Source organism: Lentzea albidocapillata subsp. violacea (assembly GCF_900100275.1).
Taxonomy (GTDB): domain Bacteria; phylum Actinomycetota; class Actinomycetes; order Mycobacteriales; family Pseudonocardiaceae; genus Lentzea; species Lentzea violacea.
This window is the reverse complement of sequence record NZ_FNET01000001.1, coordinates 628,663-648,495: the sequence shown is the minus strand read 5'-3', so window position 1 is coordinate 648,495 and position 19,833 is coordinate 628,663. Positions and strand designations below refer to the sequence as shown.

General features: G+C 69.1%; 20 protein-coding genes. 6 read left to right on the top strand and 14 right to left on the bottom strand.

Features of this window, described 5'->3' with window-relative positions; translation table 11 throughout:
- Window positions 1–38: 38 nt before the first annotated feature.
- Window positions 39–851: a class I SAM-dependent methyltransferase gene (locus BLR21_RS02660; RefSeq protein WP_090004001.1), complete on the top strand. Its 813-nt coding sequence runs from the start codon at window positions 39–41 to the stop codon at window positions 849–851.
- A 121-nt stretch (window positions 852–972) separates the two neighbouring features.
- Here BLR21_RS02660 and hsaB read toward each other — a convergent pair whose 3' ends face one another.
- The 8 genes from hsaB to BLR21_RS02620 are packed head-to-tail and all read right to left on the bottom strand — an operon-like array spanning window position 973 to window position 8,494.
- Window positions 973–1,545 (bottom strand): 3-hydroxy-9,10-secoandrosta-1,3,5(10)-triene-9,17-dione monooxygenase reductase subunit, encoded by a 573-nt coding sequence (hsaB, locus tag BLR21_RS02655; protein ID WP_256334400.1) that lies wholly within the window; start codon window positions 1,543–1,545, stop codon window positions 973–975.
- On the bottom strand, window positions 1,509–2,411 hold the full coding sequence (hsaC, locus tag BLR21_RS02650) for an iron-dependent extradiol dioxygenase HsaC (RefSeq protein ID WP_090004000.1): 903 nt from the start codon (window positions 2,409–2,411) through the stop codon (window positions 1,509–1,511). The genes hsaB and hsaC overlap by 37 nt, the downstream gene beginning before the upstream one ends.
- Window positions 2,411–3,220: a 4,5:9,10-diseco-3-hydroxy-5,9,17-trioxoandrosta-1(10),2-diene-4-oate hydrolase gene (gene hsaD, locus BLR21_RS02645; protein ID WP_090003999.1), complete on the bottom strand. Its 810-nt coding sequence runs from the start codon at window positions 3,218–3,220 to the stop codon at window positions 2,411–2,413. Before hsaD ends, hsaC begins: the two co-directional genes overlap by 1 nt.
- A 10-nt stretch (window positions 3,221–3,230) precedes the next feature.
- On the bottom strand, window positions 3,231–4,397 hold the full coding sequence (gene hsaA / locus BLR21_RS02640) for a 3-hydroxy-9,10-secoandrosta-1,3,5(10)-triene-9,17-dione monooxygenase oxygenase subunit (RefSeq protein ID WP_090003998.1): 1,167 nt from the start codon (window positions 4,395–4,397) through the stop codon (window positions 3,231–3,233).
- Window positions 4,394–5,419 (bottom strand): 4-hydroxy-2-oxovalerate aldolase, encoded by a 1,026-nt coding sequence (dmpG, locus tag BLR21_RS02635; protein WP_090003997.1) that lies wholly within the window; start codon window positions 5,417–5,419, stop codon window positions 4,394–4,396. The genes hsaA and dmpG overlap by 4 nt, the downstream gene beginning before the upstream one ends.
- On the bottom strand, window positions 5,370–6,263 hold the full coding sequence (locus BLR21_RS02630) for an acetaldehyde dehydrogenase (acetylating) (RefSeq protein ID WP_090004466.1): 894 nt from the start codon (window positions 6,261–6,263) through the stop codon (window positions 5,370–5,372). The genes dmpG and BLR21_RS02630 overlap by 50 nt, the downstream gene beginning before the upstream one ends.
- Window positions 6,264–6,272: 9 nt before the next feature.
- Window positions 6,273–7,043: a 2-keto-4-pentenoate hydratase gene (locus BLR21_RS02625; protein WP_090003996.1), complete on the bottom strand. Its 771-nt coding sequence runs from the start codon at window positions 7,041–7,043 to the stop codon at window positions 6,273–6,275.
- Entirely contained in the window at window positions 7,037–8,494 is a 1,458-nt protein-coding gene (locus BLR21_RS02620) for an FAD-binding protein (protein ID WP_090003995.1), read from the bottom strand. Before BLR21_RS02620 ends, BLR21_RS02625 begins: the two co-directional genes overlap by 7 nt.
- 131 nt (window positions 8,495–8,625) lie before the next feature.
- On the opposite strand from BLR21_RS02620, the gene BLR21_RS02615 reads away from it, so the two are divergent.
- From BLR21_RS02615 to BLR21_RS02595, 5 genes are read left to right on the top strand one after another with little or no spacing between them, the layout of a single operon-like run.
- The gene (locus tag BLR21_RS02615) at window positions 8,626–10,197 is read left to right on the top strand and encodes an FAD-dependent oxidoreductase (RefSeq protein WP_090003994.1); all 1,572 of its coding nucleotides are present in this window, start codon (window positions 8,626–8,628) and stop codon (window positions 10,195–10,197) included.
- On the top strand, window positions 10,194–11,321 hold the full coding sequence (locus BLR21_RS02610; protein WP_090003993.1) for a 3-ketosteroid-9-alpha-monooxygenase, oxygenase component: 1,128 nt from the start codon (window positions 10,194–10,196) through the stop codon (window positions 11,319–11,321). Before BLR21_RS02615 ends, BLR21_RS02610 begins: the two co-directional genes overlap by 4 nt.
- Window positions 11,318–11,557 carry a hypothetical protein gene (locus BLR21_RS02605; protein WP_420843848.1) on the top strand — a complete coding sequence of 80 codons (240 nt, stop codon included), beginning with the start codon at window positions 11,318–11,320 and terminating at the stop codon, window positions 11,555–11,557. Before BLR21_RS02610 ends, BLR21_RS02605 begins: the two co-directional genes overlap by 4 nt.
- Window positions 11,550–12,518, top strand: a complete 969-nt coding sequence (locus BLR21_RS02600; protein WP_090003992.1) for a ferredoxin--NADP reductase — start codon at window positions 11,550–11,552, stop codon at window positions 12,516–12,518. The genes BLR21_RS02605 and BLR21_RS02600 overlap by 8 nt, the downstream gene beginning before the upstream one ends.
- Before the next feature lie 10 nt (window positions 12,519–12,528).
- Complete coding sequence (locus BLR21_RS02595) at window positions 12,529–13,362, top strand: MaoC/PaaZ C-terminal domain-containing protein (RefSeq protein WP_090003991.1); 834 nt, start codon at window positions 12,529–12,531, stop codon at window positions 13,360–13,362.
- On the opposite strand, the gene BLR21_RS02590 is transcribed toward BLR21_RS02595, so the two are convergent.
- From BLR21_RS02590 to BLR21_RS02565, 6 genes are read right to left on the bottom strand one after another with little or no spacing between them, the layout of a single operon-like run.
- Window positions 13,342–14,484, bottom strand: coding sequence for a lipid-transfer protein (locus tag BLR21_RS02590; RefSeq protein WP_090003990.1), 1,143 nt, complete (start codon window positions 14,482–14,484; stop codon window positions 13,342–13,344). The two genes, BLR21_RS02595 and BLR21_RS02590, sit on opposite strands and share 21 nt — an antisense overlap.
- The gene (locus BLR21_RS02585; RefSeq protein ID WP_090003989.1) at window positions 14,481–14,864 is read right to left on the bottom strand and encodes a MaoC family dehydratase; all 384 of its coding nucleotides are present in this window, start codon (window positions 14,862–14,864) and stop codon (window positions 14,481–14,483) included. The genes BLR21_RS02590 and BLR21_RS02585 overlap by 4 nt, the downstream gene beginning before the upstream one ends.
- Window positions 14,851–15,735 carry a bifunctional MaoC family dehydratase N-terminal/OB-fold nucleic acid binding domain-containing protein gene (locus tag BLR21_RS02580; RefSeq protein ID WP_090004465.1) on the bottom strand — a complete coding sequence of 295 codons (885 nt, stop codon included), beginning with the start codon at window positions 15,733–15,735 and terminating at the stop codon, window positions 14,851–14,853. Before BLR21_RS02580 ends, BLR21_RS02585 begins: the two co-directional genes overlap by 14 nt.
- Window positions 15,735–16,862, bottom strand: coding sequence for an acyl-CoA dehydrogenase family protein (locus tag BLR21_RS02575; RefSeq protein WP_090003988.1), 1,128 nt, complete (start codon window positions 16,860–16,862; stop codon window positions 15,735–15,737). The genes BLR21_RS02580 and BLR21_RS02575 overlap by 1 nt, the downstream gene beginning before the upstream one ends.
- A complete protein-coding gene (locus BLR21_RS02570) occupies window positions 16,852–17,814 on the bottom strand; it encodes an acyl-CoA dehydrogenase family protein (protein ID WP_090003987.1) in 963 nt (320 codons plus the stop codon). The genes BLR21_RS02575 and BLR21_RS02570 overlap by 11 nt, the downstream gene beginning before the upstream one ends.
- Window positions 17,814–19,715: an acyl-CoA dehydrogenase family protein gene (locus BLR21_RS02565; RefSeq protein WP_090003986.1), complete on the bottom strand. Its 1,902-nt coding sequence runs from the start codon at window positions 19,713–19,715 to the stop codon at window positions 17,814–17,816. Before BLR21_RS02565 ends, BLR21_RS02570 begins: the two co-directional genes overlap by 1 nt.
- Window positions 19,716–19,833 lie beyond the last annotated feature (118 nt).

Sequence of the window (19,833 nt, the reverse complement as noted above, 5' to 3'; positions counted from 1 at the left end):
CTTGACCTCAAGTCGACTTGAAGTAGGACGGTACAAGCATGACATCAGAGGTCAACAGCGAGCAGGCAGCCTGGTGGGACGCCGCGGCGCAGGGCTGGGTGAACGCCCAGGACATCGTGAGCGTGATGCTCCGGCCCTTCCAGGACCTGCTCGTGCAGGCAGCGGCCGAACGACCGCGCGACAGGGTTCTCGACGTCGGGTGCGGCACCGGCGACGTCACGAGGGCGATCGCCGAGGCGACCGGTGCGGTCTGCGTCGGCGTCGACATCTCCCCGACGATGCTCGCCGCGGCCCGTGAGCACGGAAAGGCGGAGTTCGTCCAGGCCGACGCACAGGTGCACAGGTTCGAGGAGAGCTTCGACCTGATCGTCAGCCGGTTCGGGGTGATGTTCTTCAACGACCCCGCAGCCGCGTTCCGGAACCTCCTGCGAGCGTCGGCACCCGGCGGCCAACTGTGCTTCATCGCCTGGCGCAGCGCGGACGAGAACCCGTTCATGACCACCGCGACCCAGGCCGCCGCGCCGCTGTTCCCGGACGCGCCGGCGCCGGATCCGGACGGGCCCGGACCGTTCTCGCTCGCGGACCCCGACAGGACCCGCAAGATCCTCGAACAGGCGGGCTGGACCGGGATCGACATCCAGCCGATCGACCAGATCCGCAGTGTGCCCGAGTCGCTGCTGGTCCCGTACCTGAGCAACCTCGGCCCGATCGCCCGTGCGCTGCGGGAGGCCGAGGAGTCCGATCGGCCCCGGATCATGGCAAGCGTCCGGGGTGCGTTCGACGGTTTCGTGCACGGTGACAAGGTGCGGATTCCGGGCGCCTGCTGGCAGGTCACCGCGCGAGCGCTGTGACCGTCTGCCTTCGCCCCGTCTGTCGACGGGCAGACGGGCGCATCGTGGTGCCGGCGGGGCCGGTGCCGCGAGGTGTCCTGCTGAGCGCCGACAGACGCGGTGAAGGCAGGAGGTCACAGCGCTAACTCCACTCTGACTGGCGCTGCCAGGTCAGCAGGTTGTCCAGGACCTCCCCGGACCAGCCGCGGGGATCCAGCTCGGCGTGCGAGGCGTAGCGGCCGCGGTAGAACAGCAGCGGCTGCGCCTCGCGCACCGGACCGAGTTCCACGACCGAGCCGACGACCATGTGGTGGTCGCCGGCCTCGTGCACCACCGTGACCTGGCAGTCGACCCACGTCAACGCGCCGTCGAGCACCGGAGCACCCGTGCTGGACGGCGTCCACGACACCGCGGAGAACTTGTCGGTACCCGCCCTCCCGAACACCGTCGACACCTCGCGCTGGTCCTCCGCCAGCACGTTCACGCAGAACGAACCGGCCGACGCGATCGCCGCCCAGCTGCGCGAGGTCCGTTGTGGACAGAAGACGACCAGCGGCGGGTCCAGCGAGAGCGCGGCGAACGCCTGGCAGGCGAACCCGACCGGGCCGTCCTCGGACATGCCGGTCACCACGGTCACCCCGGTGCAGAAGTGACCGAGAACGGAACGGTAGCGGGCCGTTACTTCTGGACGCCCACGCTGAAGTCGTGTCCCCACAGGCTCACCGCCGTGCTCTCGCGTGCGATCCAGTCCTCATCGTCGACCTGCCGTCCCTCACAACCGAACTCGACGTCGAACCCGCCGGGTGTCTTCATGTAGAACGACAACATCAGGTCGTTGACGTGCCGGCCCAGGGTCGCGGACATCGGTACCTTGCGCCGCGTCGCCCGGTCCAGCGTCAGGCCCACGTCGTCGGTGTTCTCGACCTCTACCATCAGGTGCACGATCCCGCTCGGCGTCGGCATCGGCAGGAACGCGAGGCTGTGGTGGCGCGGGTTGCAGCCGAAGAACCGCAGCCACGCGGGCGGTCCGTCGGCGGGCCTGCCGACGAACTGCGGGGGCAGGCGCATCGAGTCGCGCAGCCGGAACCCCAGGACGTCGCGGTAGAAGTGCAGCGCGGCCTCGTCGTCCGAAGTGGACAGGACGACGTGCCCGAGGCCCTGCTCTCCCGTCACGAAACGGTGCCCGTACGGTGACACGACTCGCCGGTGTTCCAAAGCCGCGCCGTGGAAGACTTCCAGCACGTTCCCGGACGGGTCCTCGAACCGGATCAGCCCGTTCACGCGCCGCTCGGCCAGGTCCTCGGCCGAGCCTTCGACGTACGCGACACCGGCCGAGGCCAGCCGTTTCGCGACCTCTTCCAGCTCTGCCTCGGTGGCGGCCTCCCAGCCGGAAGCCTGCAACCGATCGACCCCTCCGGGCACGATCACCAGACGTGCCGGGAAGTCGTCCATCCGCAGGTACAAGGCGCCTTCGACGGAACCCTTGCCCTCCACCATGCCGAGGACCTTCAAACCGAACTCGCGCCACCGGTTCATGTCGGTGGCCTCGATCCGGAGATATGCCAGCGAACGGATGCCCATCACGCCTCCGTCAGGAAATCGAGGGCGAGCCTGTTGAACTCGTCGAACTTCTCGAGCTGCGCCCAGTGCCCGCACCCGCCGAACACGTGCAGCTGGACGCGCGGGATCAGCTTCGTCGCCAGCAACGCGCCGTCCAGCGGGTTCACCCGGTCCTCGCGGCCCCACACCAGCAACACGCGCTGGCGCAACCGGTACGCCTCACGCCAGAGCATGCCCTGCTCGAAGTCGGGACCGGAGAACGACTTGCCCAGCGCGGCCATGGCGCGCAACGACTCCGGCTTCGACGCGGCCTCGAACCGTTCGTCGACCAGTTTGTCGGTGATCAGCGACTGGTCGAACACCATGATCCGCAGGAACTCCTCGATCTTCTCCCGCGTGGGTGTGCGAGCGAACGCGCTGAGCTTGCGCACGCCCTCGGTGGGATCGGGCGAGAACACGTTCAGAGACAACCCACCTGGCCCCATCAGGACCAGACGCCCGGCGCGTTTACCGTGGTCCAGAGCGAACCGGACCGCGGTGCCGCCGCCGAGCGAGTTGCCCAGGATGTGCGCCTGCTCGATCTCCAACGAGTCCAGCAGGTCCTTCAAGGCCCTGGAGGCGAAGGAGAAGTACTGGTCGTGCTCGGCCGGCTTGTCCGACTGGCCGTAGCCGGGCAGGTCGACCGCCAGCACCCGGAACGACTTCGCGAACACCGGGATGTTCGCGCGGAAGTTGCTGAGAGCCGACGCGCCGGGCCCGCCGCCGTGCAGCAGGACCAGCGTTTCCGCGTTGTCGGTACCGGCTTCGTGGTAGTGCAACCGCACGCTCATCAACGCCCCCTCAGAACAAGCCGTCGCGGACCTGGATGCCGAGCTCGTTCTTGCCGTACAGCACGAGCACGCGCTCCGGGTCGTTGGCCGCGTGCACGCGTGCGGCGTGCGCGTCGCGCCAGAACCGGGGCAACGGCAGACCGGCGTTGATCGCCTTGCCGCCCGCGCTCTCGAAGAGCCGGTCGATCGCGGAGATCGCCCGCGCGCTGCCGAGCACCTGGTCCCGCCTTGCCCGCAGCCGCAGCTCGATCGGGATCTTCGTGCCGGCGACGGCGTGCTCCCACTCGTCGTTGATGTCCTTCTCCAGCTGCCACCACGCGGTGTCGATGTCGTTGGCCGCCGTGGCGATCCGCACCTGGGCGAACGGGTCGTCGACCGACTTCTCGCCCAGGTAGGCGGCCCGGACACGTTCGCGGGTCGCGGTCACGTGCAGGTCGTACGCGCCGGTCGCCATGCCGATCATCGGCGCGGTGATCGCGTACGGGTGGATCGTCCCGTACGGCATGCGGAACAACGGGCCGGGATTGACCTCCTGGCCAGGACAGATGCAGCGCGCCGTGTGCATCATGCTCAGCGCGCGGTGCTCCGGCACGAACACGTCGTCCACCACGATGTCGTTGCTGCCCGTGCCGCGCAGACCGACCGTGTCCCACACGTCGTTGATCGTGTAGTCGGCGATCGGCAGCAGGAACGTGCGGAAGTCGATCGGCTTGCCCTCGTCGTTCATCACGAGGCCGCCGAGCAGCACCCATGTCGCATGGTCGCAGCCGGATGAGAAGCTCCACTTGCCGCTGAACCGGAAGCCACCCTCCACCGCCGTCGCACGGCCTGTCGGCGCGTAGGAGGACGAGATGCGGGTGTCCTGGTCCTCGCCGAACACCTCGTCCTGCGCCGCCACGTCGAACAGCCCGACGTGCCACGGGTGCACGCCCAGCACCGACGCCACCCAGCCCGTCGAGCCGCACGCGCTGCCGATCATCCTGACCGCGGTGTAGAAGTCGAGCGGGTGCGACTCGAAGCCGCCGTACCGCACGGGCTGCAGCATCCGGAAGAAACCGGTCTCCTGCAACGCCTTCACCGACTCCGGCGGCACCCTGCGCAGTTCCTCCGCCTCGGCCGCGCGGTCGGCCAGCGCGGGCAGCAGTTCCCGCACCTTGCCGAGGATTTCCTCGCTCATCGGACTTTCTCCCTGCTCAGCTCCAGTGCGATGTCGATCAGCTGGTCCTCTTGCCCGCCGACGAGCTTGCGTTCGCCTGCCCTCACGAGGATCTGCGCGCCGGACACGCCGTAGCGTTGCGCCTGCGTGTACGCGTGTTTGAGGAAGCTGGAGTAGACGCCGGCGTACCCCATCATCAGCGCCATCCGGTCGAGCAGGCACTCGTCGGGCATGACGGGCCGGACGACGTCCTCGGCCGCGTCCACGATCTTGAAGAAGTCGACGCCGGTGGAGAAACCCAGCTTGTCGCAGACCCCGACGAACGCCTCCAGCGGCGTGTTCCCTGCGCCTGCCCCGAATCCGCGGACGCTGCCGTCGATCTGCTTTGCCCCGGCTCGTGCCGCGGCGACGGAGTTCGCGACGCTCAGCCCGAGGTTCTCGTGCCCGTGGAACCCGACCTGGGCATCCGACCCCAGCTCGGCGACCAGCGCGGAAACCCGGTCGGAAACCTGTTCCAGCACCAAAGCGCCAGCAGAGTCGACCACGTAAACGCACTGACATCCGGCGTCGGCCATGATCCTTGCCTGACGAGCCAACGCTTCCGGCGGCTGCGAGTGCGCCATCATCAGGAAGCCGACTGTCTCCAGGCCGCGTTCGCGAGCGAGCTGAAAGTGCTGCACGGATACGTCGGCCTCGGTGCAGTGCGTGGCGATCCGGACGATCGAGGCGCCGTTGTCCTGCGACACCAGGATGTCGTCCTTCACCCCGACACCCGGCAGCATCAGCACGGCGATCTTGGCCTGCCGAGCCGTCTCGACGGCGACCTTGATCAGCTCCTGCTCGGGCGTGTGGCTGAAGCCGTAGTTGAACGACGACCCGCCCAGCCCGTCGCCGTGCGTCACCTCGATCACCGGTACCCCGGCGCCGTCGAGTGCCGCGACGATCGAGCGCACGTCGTCGACCGTGAACTGGTGTCGCTTGTGATGCGAGCCGTCACGCAATGACGTGTCGGTCAACCGCAGTGTTGGATTCTTTTGGTGCACGGGCGATCTCCTCCCCCACCTTCGTCGCGGCGGCCGTCATGATGTCGAGGTTCCCGGCGTACTCGGGCAGGAAGTCGCCCGCGCCCGCGACCTCCACGAAGATCGCCACCCGGCCGGCGTCGAACTGCGGTTCGCGCAGCAGCCGGAATCCCGGCACGTACGAACGGATGTCGGTCTCCATCCGGGCGATCGAGTCCGTGATCGGATCCGGATCGACGTCCTCGGGAATCGCGCAGAAGATCGTGTCGCGCATGATCATCGGCGGGTCCGCCGGGTTGAGCACGATGATCGCCTTGCCGCGCCCCGCCCCGCCGATCGCCTCGATGCCCCGGCTGGTGGTGCGGGTGAACTCGTCGATGTTCGCCCGCGTGCCCGGCCCCGCCGACACCGACGCGACGCTCGCGACGATCTCCGCGTACGCCACCGGAACCATCCGGGACACCGCGTGCACCATGGGAATCGTGGCCTGGCCACCGCACGTGATGAGGTTGATGTTGGGTGCGTCCTGGTGCTCGCCGAGGTTCACCGGCGGCACGACGTACGGCCCGACCGCGGCCGGTGTGAGGTCGATCGCCCGGATGCCCGCCTCGGCGTAGCGCGGGGCGTTGGCCCGGTGCACCGCCGCGGACGTCGCCTCGAAGACGATGTCCGGCAGCTCGTCCTGACGCAGCAACCACTCCGCGCCGTCGACCGAGACCTCAAGGCCCAGCGAAGCCGCGCGCTTGAGTCCCTCGCTGGCCGGGTCGATGCCCACCATCCAGCGCGGTTCCAGCGCCGGCGAGCGCAGGAGCTTGTAGAGCAGGTCGGTGCCGATGTTGCCGGAGCCGACGATGGCCGCCTTCACCCAGTCACCTCATTCGAATTTCAGGTCGACAGAACCGAGTCCGGCGAACTCGGCGCGGAACTCGTCACCCGGCCGGGCGTCGATGGCACGCGTGCACGAACCGGGCAGCACGATGTCGCCGGCCAGCAACCGGACGCCGAAGCTCGCGACCTTCGCGGCCAGCCACGCCACCGCGATCGCCGGATCGCCCAGCACGGCGTCACCGCGGCCTTCGGCGACCAGCTCGCCGTTGCGCCGCAACGTGGCCGCGACGGCGCCGATGTCCAGTTCGGACGGACGGACGCGCTCGGAGCCGAGCATGAACCCGGCCGACGACGCGTTGTCGGCGATGGTGTCCTGTAGACCGATCCGCCAGTTCTCGATCCGGCTGTCGATCAGCTCGATGGCCGGCGCGACGAACTCGGTGGCCTCCAGCACGTCCTCGACCGTGCAGCCCTCGCCGGGCAGGTCGCGGGCCAGCAGGAATGCGATCTCCACCTCGACCCGCGGGTAGAGGTACGCCGACGCGTCCGCGGTGCCGGCCAGCTGCATGTCGTCGAGCAGGTGGCCGTAGTCGGGTTCGTCGACGCCCATCATCTGCTGCATCGCGAGCGACGACAGCCCGACCTTGTGGCCGATCACGTCCCTGTTGCGGTGGCGGACGTTGAGCAGCTGGATCTCGTACGCGTCCACCACGTCGATCTCGGGATACAGCTCCACCAGCGGTTTGATCGGCACGCGGTCGCGTTCCGCCGCCCGCAGCAACTCGGCGGCCGCCTCCCTGGACTGGATCGTCAGCACCTGGCCTCCTTCGCTGCGTGTTGCCCCGCACGGCGGCCCGAGAAGACGCAGTCGGCGAGCGCGAGGCCGCTGACGTAGGACTCCGAGCACACCCCGACCGCCGACCTGCCGGCCGCGTACAGGCCTGCGACTCCTTGCACCTGACCGGTGTCCTCGTCCACGACGAGCCCGCCGAGCGTGAGCATCGGGCACGGGTAGCCGAACCCCGCGCGCACCGACACGTTGATCAGCGAATAGGGCGGCGTCCCGAACGGTTCGGGCGGCGCGATGCCTGCCTTGGCCGCCACCTCCTCGATCGTCGGCGCGGTGACGAGGCCCCGTCCCAGCAGGTAGCGGACCTGCCAGCGCTGGAACGGCGCCGTCTGCGTCTTCACCTGAGTCCGTGCGACCTGGAGGATCTCGTCGTCGATCAGCAACCAGGCCTTGCCACCGCGTTCGACGATCGCAGTTCCGTTGGCCGCGCCGTACAGGGTCGCGTCGCCGAAGCGCTGCCCGGCCGAGTCGACCAGGACGCCGCGCTGCAACGCGCTGGGCGGCGTGACGAACCGCCAGACCGAGATCTTGTCCATGCGCGCGGTTCTGCCCCCGGCGGCGACGCCGAGCCGGATGCCGGCGCCGTCGTCACCGGGCGTACCCAGCGCGAGACCGCCGCGGTAGGCCGGGGCGTGCTCGTGGACCAGGGCCCGATCGGCGATGAAGCCGCCTGCCGCGATGATCACGGCCTGCCCGGCGTGGACCACCAGCGGCCGGCCGAACCGTTCGAGCCACGCTGCCAGCCCGAACAGCTTCCTGCCCAGCGGCGGGTAGTAGAGCCAGGGTTTGGCGCCCACCTTGGACAACGCGCTGTGCAGGGCGCGAGGAAGACCGGTGAGAGTCCGGCACCGCACGCCCGTCACCCGGCCGTCCGCGACGATCAGCTCGACCGCGCGGGTCTGCGGCATGACCCGCGCGCCCGCGCGCCGGACCTCCTCGGCCAGACGAGTGAAGAAAGCCTTGCCCGAGGTGCCTTTCGCCCTGGTCCGATGCCCGCGCGGCGCCGGATCGGGCCAGGCGTCCTCACTGCCGGACAGGTACAGGTAGTGGTCGTCGGTCGGGTACGAGGTCTTGAACGGCGAGACCCGCGCGTCGAACGGCACGCCCTGGTCCTCCAGCCAGGCCAGCATCCTGGCGCTGTCCTCGCAGAACCGCCGCAGGGTCTCCGGGGACACCGCGTCCCGGACCTCGTGCCTCAGGTAGGAGTACATCGCGTCGACCGAGTCGGTGACACCGGCCTCGACCTGCTGCCGCGTCCCGCCGCCCGCATAGACGACGCCGCCGGACAGCGCGGTCGCGCCACCACCGGTGAACCGGTCCAGTACCACCACGGACGCACCGGCCGTCGCGGCCTCGACGGCGGCGCACGCGCCGGCCGCGCCGAAGCCGATGACGACCACGTCAGCGGTGACTTCCACGCAACCTCCTGGAACACGTTCTTGGCAAGAAACAGGTTCTTGGTGAGTCGACTTGCCTGGAACTCCTACACCATAGCGCCAAACCGCCTCAGAACTATAACCTGTTCTAGTCTGGACTCCGGGGAGGTGCGATGTACGACGTGATCGTCGTCGGCAGCGGCGCGGCGGGCATGACAGCCGCGCTCTGCACCGCTCGAAACGGCCTGCGGACCCTGATCATCGAGAAGGCCGCGCACTACGGCGGCTCGACCGCGCGGTCGGGCGGCGGCATCTGGGTGCCGAACAACGCCGTGGTCGCCGCCAACGGCATACCCGACTCGCCGGAGCGGGCCAGCACCTATCTCGCGCACATCGCGAGTGAGGTCCCGGCCGAACTGCGGGAGGCGTTCCTGGCTGCCGGACCCGACATGCTGGCGTTCGTCTGCGCCCACACGCCGCTGAAGTTCCGCTGGGTCCGCGAGTACTCCGACTACTACCCGGAGGCGCCGGGCGGGCAACCACGTGGCCGCTCGGTCGAGCCCCTGCCGTTCAACGCGGCGCTGCTCGGCGACGAGATCAAGGACCTCGAACCGCCGTACGTGCCGACGCCCGCGGGCATCGTGATCACCCAGACCGACTACAGGTGGCTGACCCTGATCGGCAGGCATCCACGCGGCATCGTCACCGCCGCCAAGGTGTTCGCGCGCCGGTTCCTGCCCGGCCGCAGGCTGACCATGGGCCAGGCGCTCTCCGCAGGGCTGCGCGCCGGGCTCACAGCACTGAACGTCGAGGTCAGGCTCAACACCGCGATGACCGACCTGCACTACGAGAACGGCCGCGTCGCCGGAGTTCTCGTCGGTGAGAAGCTGATCCTGGCGAAGCACGTGGTGCTGGCGTCCGGCGGTTTCGAGAACAACGAACGGATGCGCAAGCAACACCAGGACATCGGTACGGAGTGGACAGTCGGCGCCAAGGCCAACACCGGTGACGGCATCGAGGCCGGTCAACGAGCCGGAGCGGCCGTCGGGCTGATGGACGACGCATGGTGGGGCCCGTCGGTTCCACTGCCGCGCGGCCCGTTCTTCCTGCTCGCGGAACGGTCCCTGCCCGGCTGCGTGCTGGTCGGCAAGACCGGCCGCCGGTTCGTGAACGAGGCCGCGCCCTACATCGACGTGGTCAACGCGATGACCGGCGACACCTGGCTCGTCTTCGACCACTCCTACCGCAGCCGCTACCCGTTCTGCGGCATCCCGCCCCGCCGCCCGCTTCCCCGGCGCTGGAAGGATTCCGTGCTCACCGCGCCGAGCCTGGAAGCGCTCGCCCAGGAGGCCGACCTGCCGGAGCTGACCGAGACCGTCCGGCGGTTCAACACACTGGCCGTGGACGGCAAGGACGTCGACTTCCACCGCGGTGACAGCGCGTACGACCGGTATTACGGCGATCCGCGCAACAAGCCGAACCCCAACCTCGCGCCGCTGGCCACCGGCCCGTTCTACGCGGTCAGGATCGTGCCCGGCGACCTCGGCACCAAGGGCGGCCTGCGCACCGACGCCCGCGCACGCGTGCTGCGCGAGGACGGTTCGGTGATCGACGGCCTGTACGCGGCGGGCAACACCAGTGCTTCGGTCATGGGCCACACCTATGCGGGCGCGGGCGCCACCCTCGGACCGGCGATGACGTTCGGATACCTCGCCGGCCTCGACATCTCTGGAGGAGAGCGATGACGCAGGACAGCGTGCGGACGATCGACGCGGGCACGCCGCCGGCACGGTTCGCGCGCGGCTGGCACTGTCTGGGCCTCGCGAGCAGCTTCCGTGACGGCAAACCCCATGCCATCGAGGCGTTCGGCACGAAGCTCGTGGTGTTCGCGACCGAGGACGGCAGGATCAACGTCCTGGACGGGTACTGCCGGCACATGGGCGGCGACCTCACCCAGGGCACGATCAAGGGCAACAACATCGCCTGCCCGTTCCACGACTGGCGCTGGGCGGGCAACGGCAAGTGCGTCGACATCCCCTACGCCAAGCGGGTCCCGCTGCGGGCGCGCACCCGGTCGTGGATCACCTTGGAAGAGAACAAGCAGCTGTTCGTGTGGAACGACCCGCAGGGCAACCCGCCGCCCGAGCACATCACGATCCCGCGCATCGAGTCGGCGTTCAGCGACGAGTGGAGCAACTGGACCTGGGACTCGGTGGTGATCGACAACGCGAACTGCCGCGAGATCATCGACAACGTCGTCGACATGGCCCACTTCTTCTACATCCACTTCGCGTTCCCGACGTACTTCAAGAACGTGATGGAGGGCCACGTCGCCTCGCAGTACCTGACCACGCGCGGCCGTCCGGACGTGGCGATGGGCTCGAACTACACCGGTGACGTGGAAGTCCGGTCGGAGGCCGCGTACTACGGGCCGTCCTACATGATCGACTACCTGTGGAACGACTACAAGGGCATCGAGATCGAGACGGTGCTGATCAACTGCCACTATCCGATCTCGCCGACCTCGTTCAAGCTCCAGTGGGGCGCGATCGTGAAGAAACTGCCCGGTGTGGACGACATCCACGCGGACAAGATCGCGGCGAAGTTCGCGCGCGGCATCGGGGTCGGGTTCCTGCAGGACGTGGAGATCTGGCAGAACAAGTCGCGCGTCGACAACCCGTTGCTGTGCGAGGAGGACGGGCCGGTGTACCAGCTCCGCCGCTGGTACGAGCAGTTCTACGTCGACGTCGAGGACGTCAGCGACGACATGGTGCGGCGCTTCGAGTTCGAGGTCGACACGAGCCGGGCGATCGAGGTGTGGGAGAAGGAGGTCGCGGAGAACCTCGCGCGCCAGGAGTCGGCGACGTGACCGAGCGCGACGAGTTCCTCGTCGGCGGCATGGTGCCGGTGGGCTGCGACTGCGGGAACCGGGTGCTGGTGAAGAAGAACAGCCCGCAGCACACGAGCGTGCAGTGGCTGTCCGACACCCGTGACTGCCCTGAACTGTGCGGTGCGCGGGCGGCGCTCGTGCCGACGTGCCTGCGGTTGCGCGACAGCATCGAGAAGGCCGTGCGCGAGGGAACGCTGGAGGTCGCCGATGGCTGAGGTGCACCGGCTGCGGGTCGACGCCGTGATCGAGGAGACCGCCGACGCGCGCTCGTTCGTGCTGTCGGGGGTGGACTTCGCGGTGAAACCCGGGCAGTTCCTGACCGTGCGGGCCGGTGACGTGGCGCGCTGCTACTCGCTGTCCAGCGCGCCGGGTGAGCCGTTGAAGATCACGGTCAAGCGGACGCCGGACGGGTACGGGTCGCACTGGATGTGCTCGTCGTTGTGTGAAGGCATGGAACTCGACGTGCTGGCGCCGGCCGGGGTGTTCACGCCCTCCTCACTGGACGGGTCACTGCTGGCGTTCGCGGCCGGGAGCGGGATCACGCCGGTCATGTCGATCATTAGGGCGGTGCTCCGTGAGGGGTCCGGGCGGGTGTTCCTGTTGTACGCCAACCGGGACGAGGCGTCGGTGATCTTCGCGCGGGAGCTTTCCGACCTCGCTCGCTCGTATCCGGACCGGCTGACCGTGGTGCACTGGCTGGAGTCGGTGCAGGGACTGCCCTCGGTGGCAGCGCTACGGGCGTTCGTCCGGGACTGCGACGAGGCGTTCGTGTGCGGGCCCGGGCCGTTCATGGACGCTGCCCGCAAGGCGTTGCACGACGTGTCAGCCGTGCACGTCGAGAAGTTCGTGTCGCTGTCCAGTGATCCGTTCTCGGCCGTGGTCCCGGTGATCGACGACCGGCCGGATGCCGTCGTCGAGGTCGAGCTGGACGGTGCACAGCACCGGTTTCCGTGGCCCGCGCGGACGAAGCTGCTCGACCTGTTGCTGGAGAAGGGACTCGACGCGCCATACTCGTGCCGCGAGGGTGCCTGCAGCGCGTGCGCGTGCCGGCTGGTCGAGGGCGAGGTCAAGATGCTCAACAACGACGTGCTCGACTCCGAGGACATCGCCGAGGGCATCGTGCTGGCGTGCCAGTCGGTTCCGGTCACCGACACCGTGAAGATCACCTACGAGTGAGGGGCGCCTGATGCCGATCGATCCTTCCGTCGCCGTCGGGGCGGAGCTGCCCGAGATCAAGTTCTCCTGGACCGAGTCCGACGTGCTGCTCTACCACCTCGCGCTGGGGGCGACCGAGCTCCGTTACGTCTACGAGCAGGGCTTGCGGGTGCTGCCGACGTTCGGCGTGGTGGCGCCGCGCTTCCACGAGACCGCGCCGCCCGCCGTCTCGTTCCCCGGTGTCGACATCGACCTGGCCCGGGTCCTGCACGGCACGCAGGAGATCACCGTGCACGCTCCTCTCCCCGCCGAGGGCGAAGCGGTGTTGCGGACGCGGATCGCGGACGTGTGGGACAAGGGCAAGGCCGCGGTCATCGTGCAGGAGTCGACGGCCGTGGCGCCGGACGGGACCGCGCTGTACACGACCCGGTCCAGCATCTTCGCTCGCGGCGAGGGCGGGTTCGGCGGCGACCGGGGGCCGTCGGGCAGGGTGGAGGTGCCTGAACGCGAGCCGGACTTCGTGATCGAGACACCGACTTTGCCGCAGCAGGCCTACCTGTACCGGCTTTGCGGTGACCGCAACCCGTTGCACGCCGATCCGGAGTTCGCACAGCGAGCCGGGTTCGACGCACCGATCCTGCACGGGCTGTGCACGTATGGCGTGGTGTGCCGGGCCGTGGTCGACGCCGTCCTCGACGGACCGGAGCAGGTGGCGTCGTTCGGGGCGAAGTTCGCGGGCGTGGTGTTCCCCGGCGAGACGCTGACGACGCAGGTGTGGCGGGACGGGCCCCGGCTCGTGCTGACGACTTCGGCCGGGGACCGTCCCGTTCTCGCTGACGCGGTGCTAACCCTGACCGAGGACTAGGCCGCTGGTCGGGACGCCGGTGCCGGCGGTGACCAGGACGTGCTCGACCTCGGCGACCTGGTTCACCGCGGTGCCGCGGATCTGGCGCACGCCCTCGGCGATGCCGTTCATGCCGTGCAGGTAGGCCTCGCCGAGCTGGCCGCCGTGCGGGTTGAGCGGAAGCGTTCCGTCCAGTTCAAGGGCTCCGGACGCGACGAAGTCCTTGGCCTCGCCCCGTCCGCAGAAGCCCAGCTCCTCGAGTTGGACCAGGACGAACGGCGTGAAGTGGTCGTAGAGCACGGCGACGTCCACATCGGACGGACCGATGCCCGATTTCTCCCACAGTCCCCTGGCCACCACGCCCATCTCGGGCAGCCGGGTCAGGTCGTCGCGGTAGTAGCTGGTCATCGTGAACTGGTCCACGCTGCTGCCCTGCGTCGCCGCCCTGACGTGCGCGGGCTTGTTCGGCAAATCGCGGGCGCGTTCCGCCGACGTGACCACGAGCGCGACCCCGCCGTCGCTTTCCTGACAGCAGTCCAGGAGCCGCAGCGGTTCGGCGATCCAGCGCGACGACTGGTGGTCGTCCAGGGTGATCGGCCGGTCGTGGAACCACGCGTGGGGGTTCGTGGCGGCGTGCTTGCGGTCGATCACCGCGATCCGGCCGAAGTCCTCGCTCGTGGCGCCGTACTCGTGCATGTACCGGCGGGCGAACATGGCGACCATCGCGGCCGGCGTGCCCAGGCCCATCGGGTACGACCAGCTGTTGTCGATGTTGGCCGCCGCAGCGCTCTGGACCTGCCCGAACCGGTGCCCGGAGCGTTCGTTGAACGCCCGGTAGCAGACGACGACCTTCGCCGCGCCGGTCTCGACGGCCATCGCGGCCTGCTGGACCGTCGCGCACGCCGCCCCGCCGCCGTAGTGCACGCGGCTGAAGAAAGTCAGCTCCGGAACGCCGAGTTCGCGCGCGACCGCGATCTCGGCGTTGGTGTCCATGGTGAAGCTGACCAGGCCGTCCACATCGGACGGTTCGAGGCCTGCGTCCTGTAGTGCCGCTCTCACTGCCTCGGCGGCGAGCTGGAGTTCACTGCGACCCGAGTCCTTGGAGAAGTCGGTCGCGCCGATCCCGACGATCGCGGCGTTCACGCGGGCACCTCGATCTTCACGGTTCCGGTGACGTGGTCGCCGTGCGCGGTGCGGCCGACGACCTCGATGGTCAGGTCCTGCTGTTCGCGTCCGACGACCTGGCCGAAGAACTTCAGCGTGTCGTAGGCGAAGCAGGGGGCGCCGAGCTTGATGTTCACCTGCCGCACCAACGCCTCCGGGCCCGCCCAGTCCGTGACGTAGCGCTGCACCAGGCCGGTGGTGGTGAGGATGTTGATGAAGATGTCCTTCGAGCCGCGCTGGACCGCGAGGTCGCGGTCGTGGTGCACGTCCTGGAAGTCGCGGGTGGCCAGCGCGGTGCTGATCACGAACGTCGGGGTGGCCTCGACGTGCCACTCTGGCAGGGAATCACCGATCCGCACGGGGCCTCCAGCTCGGCATCGTCAGCTCGTCGTCGACCTTGGTGAACACGACCTCGACTCGTCGCCCGATGCTGGGCTCGCCGTCCAGTTCGCCCAGCATCCGCACGCCCTCGTCCAGTTCGACCAGGGCGATGACGAACGGGGTCTGCCTGCCCGGCACCTGAGGGTGGTGGTGCACGACGTAGCTGTAGACCACGCCGTACCCCTCCGAGACGAGGTACTTCGGCTTGGTGGCACCGCATTCCGGGCACATCGGGCCGGGCGGGTGACGCAGCAGGCCGCAGCCGCCGCACCGCTGGATGCGCAGCTCGCCCAGCCGGGTGCCTTCCCAGAAGTACTCGGTGTCGCGGTTGACGGACGGCCGGATCGCCTGCGCCCTCGGAGTTTCCGGCTTCGGTTCGGGTTTGCGCGCGGGCTTGAACTTCAGCACCCGGAACCGCATCTCGGCCACGGCCTCGTCCCCGACCCACCAGGTGCTGCGGGTCGTCACGAACCAGCCTTCGCCCAGCCCTGTCTTCTTCGGCCCCGTCACGTCCTCCAGGCTCGTCGTCACCGAGAGGTGCTCGCCGACCTTGAGGTACCGGTGATAGGTCTGGTCGCTGTTGGTGGCGACGACCGACGTGTAGCCGGCCTCGTCGAGGATGGTCATCATCGCGCCGAGCGGGTCGTCGAGGGTGCGTTGGCCGTGCAGCCCGGCCATCGTCCACACCTGGACCATCGCGGGCGGCGCGACCTCGGTGTAGCCGGGGTGTTCGTCGCCGATGGCCTCCAGCCAGTTGTTGATCATCGGCTGGTTGACCGGGTCACGCGCCAGGCGCGGTGCGCTTTCGCCCTGTTCGGCGATGCGGGCGGCCTCCTTCTCGATGTCGATCATCGCACCACCCGCGGCAGACCGAGTCCGATGTTGGCGATCAGCTCGCGCTGGATCTCCTGCACTCCCCCGCCGAACGTCAGCACGAGGTTGCGCCGTGCCTGGACGTCCAGCCACTTCGTCAGTTCGGTCGGAGCGCCGTGCCGTCCGACCAGCTCTTCCAGCAACCGGCCGATGTGCTGGGTCCGGTCGGCCGCGAACACCTTGGTGGCGCTGGCGTCCGCGACCTCGACCTCGCCGCTGGCGACCTGCCAGTTCAGCAGCTCGTTCACGCGGTGGACCGCCCGTGCCTCGGCCAACGCCCGCCGCACGTCCGGTTCGTCGAGGAGCCCGCGTTCGGACGCCCAGTCGTGGACCCGCTCGACCAGCGCGCCGAGCCGGCCGGACGGGCCGAGCATCACGCGTTCGTGGTTGAGCTGGGTGGTGATCAGCCGCCAGCCCTTGTCCTCCTCGCCGACCCGGCGGGCTTCGGGCACGCGGACGTCGTTGTAGTAGGTGGCGTTGACGTGGTGCGCGCCGTCGCAGGTGATGATCGGCGTCCAGGAGTAGCCGGGGTCGGTGGTGTCGACGATCAGGATCGTGACGCCCTTGTGCCGCGAGTCCGGCGCTCCGGTGCGGCACGCCAGCCACACGTAGTCCGCGTCGTGACCACCGGTCGTGAACGTCTTCTGCCCGTTGACGACGTAGTGGTCGCCCTCGCGGACGGCCTTGGTGCGCAACGCGGCCAGGTCCGTGCCCGCGTCGGGTTCGGTGTAGCCGATGGCGAAGTGGAGGTCGCCGCTGAGGATCTTCGGCAGGAAGAAGTCCTTCTGCTCCTGCGTTCCGTACGTCTGCAGCGTCGGGCCGACGGTCTGCAGCGTCACGTACGGCAGGGGGACGTCCGCGCGGGCGGCCTCGTTGACGAAGATCTGCTGCTCGACCGGCCCGAACCCCAGGCCGCCGTACTCCTTCGGCCAGCCGACGCCGAGCCTGCCGTCGCGGCCCAGCCGGCGCACGAGTTCGCGGTAGGTGGCGCCGTGCCGTTCGGTGAGCATCGCCTCGCGTTCGGCGGCGGACATGACGGTCGCGAAGTACTCACGGAGCTCGTCGCGCAGCCTGCGTTGCTCCGCGGTGAGGTCAATGAACATCGATGGCTCCCAAGCGGTGCTCCACTCCGCCGACGAACCGCGTCAGCTCCTTGGCCATGCCGTAGTAGCGGTGCATCGGGTAGGTGATGTCGAGCCCGAGGCCGCCGTGCAGGTGGTGACAGGTGTGCACGGCCGGCAGGGTTTCCGCCGCGAGCCAGTAGGCAGCCGTGTCCAGGTCGTTGTCGTCGAGCCTCCACGCGGCGGTCAGCGCGGCCAGGTGCAGGGTGCGCGAGGCGATGTAGACGTCCGCGACCAGCAACGCGGCGGCCTGGAAGGTGGCCAGCGGTTTGCCGAACTGGTGGCGGGTGCCGACGTGCTGCACGGTGAGGTCGAGGGCTCCGGCCAGGACGCCGTCCGCCACCGCGCAGGCGCCGGCCAGCGCGAACCGGCGGATGCCTTCCGCCGCGCCTTCCAGCAGGTCACCGCGGGCGCCTTCGAGCAGCACGGTTCCGTCCGATGTGGACACGCCGGGCTGTGCCGGGTCGACGACGAAGACGCCGTTGTTCGTGCTGACGAGGATCCTGGAAGCCTCGGCCGCGTACGGCACGTTGATCTTCACGCCGAAGATGCCGTCCGGACCTGCTGTGGTGGCAGGTTCTGCCGGCAGGGGTCGCGACGGCTCGCTCAGTGCCGCCGTCAGTACCCCGTGCTGTTCGGTCACCAACGACAGCAACGCGTCCTGCTGCTCCGGCGTTCCGTACCGCACGATCGGCAGCACGCCCAGCGCGAGCGTGGCCAGCGCCGGGACGTCGGCTGCCCGCCGGCCGACCTCGGTGAGCAGCACGGCCGTCTCCAGCACGCCGAACCCGTCACCGCCAAGGCGTTCCGGCACGGCCAGGGCCAGCAACCCCGCCTCTCCCAACGCCTTCCAGGGGGTGGCGCTCTCCCTGCCCAGCACGTCGGCCGCCAGGGTGGCGATCTCGCGCTGGGTCTCGTCGAGCTTGAAATCCATCAAAGCTCCCTCGGTAGACCGAGAATCCGCTCGCCTGCCAGGTTCATCAGGACTTGAGTCGTTCCGCCCGCGATGCTCAAACACCTCGAAAGCAGGAACTCGTACATCAGCTCGTTGTCCGTGGCGCCGTCCGGCCCGAGCAGCTCGACCGCGAACTCGGCCACGTCCTGCCGTTGCCGCACGCCGACGAGCTTGCGCACGCTGGACTCCGCGCCCGGCTCCTGCCCGCTCAGCACCCGCAGGCTCGCCCGCAGGTCCAGCACCGACACCGCGAGACCCTGCGCCACCAGGGCGCCCAGCCGTTCCGCGTGGTCAGGAGCGGCCGGGGACTTCAGGACGTTCTCGAGGGGTTCGCCGAGCGACGAGCCCATGGCTACGCGTTCGTTCGCGAGGGTCGTGCGGGCCAGGCGCCAGCCGTCGTTCACCGCGCCGACCACGCAGTCGTCCGGCACGAACACGTCGTCCAGGAAGACCTCGTTGAACCGCGCGTCGCCGGTGATCTCCCGCAACGGCCGCACGTCGACGCCCGCGGAGCGCATGTCGACCAGGAAGTACGTGATGCCCTTGTGCTTCGGCACGCTGGAGTCCGTGCGGGCCAGGCAGATCGCCCAGTCGGCCTGGTGCGCGAGTGACGTCCAGACCTTCTGCCCGGTGAGCTTCCAGCCGCCGTCGACCTGGAGAGCCTTGGTGCGCAACGACGCCAGGTCCGAACCGGCCTCGGGTTCGCTGAACAGCTGGCACCAGGTCAGCTCGCCGCTCAACGTCGGTGGCACGAACCGTTCCTGCTGCTCGGCGGTTCCGTGCCGGAGGATCGTCGGCCCCGCCCAGCCGCCGATGATCAGGTCCGGCCTGCGCACCCCGGCGCGGGCGAACTCGCTGTCGATCACCAGCTGCCGTGCCTGGCCGGCGTCCTGCCCGTACGGCTTGGGCCAGTGCGGCACCAGGAACCCGCTGCTCGCCAGCCGTTCCCGTTGAACGGCGGGGTCCAGTCCGGCGATCTCCTCCGCGAACGCACGCACGTCCGGATCGGACTCGACCTGGACGGCGAGCGATCGACGCGCACCGGCCAGCGCCAGCTCGGCGACTCGCCGCCGCCACCGCGCGACGCCGCCCGCGAGTTGCTGCAGCGCCAACGCCCGGCGCAGGTAGCGGTGCGCGTCGTGCTCCCAGGTGAAGCCGATGCCGCCGAGCACCTGGATGCAGTCCTTGGCGTTGCGGACCGCCGCGTCGAACGCGACGGCACCCGCCACCGCGGCCGCCAGCGGATGCTCGTCGTCACCGACCGACCGGGCGGCGTCCCAGGCGACCGACGAGGCCTGCTCCGCGCGGCACAGCATCTCCACGCAGAGGTGCTTCACGGCCTGGAACGACCCGATGATTCGCCCGAACTGCTGCCGCTGTTTCGCGTACTCCACAGCGGTGTTCAGGCACCACGCGGCGACTCCGCTCGCCTCGGCGGCCATCAGCGTCACCGCGAGATCGGTCGGGTCGGCCACCGCCTCGCCCGGTTCGCCGACCACCACCGACCCGAGCGAACGTGAGTGGTCCACGGCTTCCAGCGGGGTGACGGTCACCTGCCCGGCCGGCACGAGCATCCAGTTGTCCGTTTTGAGCAACAGATGCGTCGCTTCGGCCGCACCGACCACGTGCCGGGACGAGAACCCGAACCCGGCGACACCCTCGAAATCCGGGCACAGCACCGACACGAGTGCGGTGGGCAGCAACGGTCCCGGCACGAGGTTCTCGGCCGCCCGCTCCAGCATCACCGCGAGATCGGCGACCGTGCCGCCCTCCCTCGTCACCTCGAAGAATCCGACCTTGACGAGATCGGCCCACTCACCCCTGGCGGCGTCCACGCTGTCGCGCAGGGCGCGTTGTTCCCCGGTCGTGGCGATCGGCATGCGGCCTCCTCCAGTACGTGAAGAAGTTTATAGAACGTGTTCTATTTCCGGCAACAGATCATGGCTGCCAAACCGATCGAGTATGATGCGAAGGCAGCTGCAACACGTTCCAGGAGGA

What these genes read in the sequence shown, in the direction of transcription:
- BLR21_RS02610 (WP_090003993.1), top strand. Translation starts at nt 10,194, where the DNA reads ATGACGCAGGACAGCGTGCGGACGATCGACGCGGGCACGCCGCCGGCA.
- BLR21_RS02575 (WP_090003988.1), bottom strand. Translation starts at nt 16,862, where the DNA reads ATGTTCATTGACCTCACCGCGGAGCAACGCAGGCTGCGCGACGAGCTC.
- hsaD (WP_090003999.1), bottom strand. Translation starts at nt 3,220, where the DNA reads ATGAGCGTGCGGTTGCACTACCACGAAGCCGGTACCGACAACGCGGAA.
- BLR21_RS02570 (WP_090003987.1), bottom strand. Translation starts at nt 17,814, where the DNA reads ATGGATTTCAAGCTCGACGAGACCCAGCGCGAGATCGCCACCCTGGCG.
- hsaA (WP_090003998.1), bottom strand. Translation starts at nt 4,397, where the DNA reads ATGAGCGAGGAAATCCTCGGCAAGGTGCGGGAACTGCTGCCCGCGCTG.
- BLR21_RS02600 (WP_090003992.1), top strand. Translation starts at nt 11,550, where the DNA reads ATGGCTGAGGTGCACCGGCTGCGGGTCGACGCCGTGATCGAGGAGACC.
- BLR21_RS02595 (WP_090003991.1), top strand. Translation starts at nt 12,529, where the DNA reads ATGCCGATCGATCCTTCCGTCGCCGTCGGGGCGGAGCTGCCCGAGATC.
- BLR21_RS02660 (WP_090004001.1), top strand. Translation starts at nt 39, where the DNA reads ATGACATCAGAGGTCAACAGCGAGCAGGCAGCCTGGTGGGACGCCGCG.
- BLR21_RS02615 (WP_090003994.1), top strand. Translation starts at nt 8,626, where the DNA reads ATGTACGACGTGATCGTCGTCGGCAGCGGCGCGGCGGGCATGACAGCC.
- BLR21_RS02565 (WP_090003986.1), bottom strand. Translation starts at nt 19,715, where the DNA reads ATGCCGATCGCCACGACCGGGGAACAACGCGCCCTGCGCGACAGCGTG.
- hsaC (WP_090004000.1), bottom strand. Translation starts at nt 2,411, where the DNA reads ATGGGCATCCGTTCGCTGGCATATCTCCGGATCGAGGCCACCGACATG.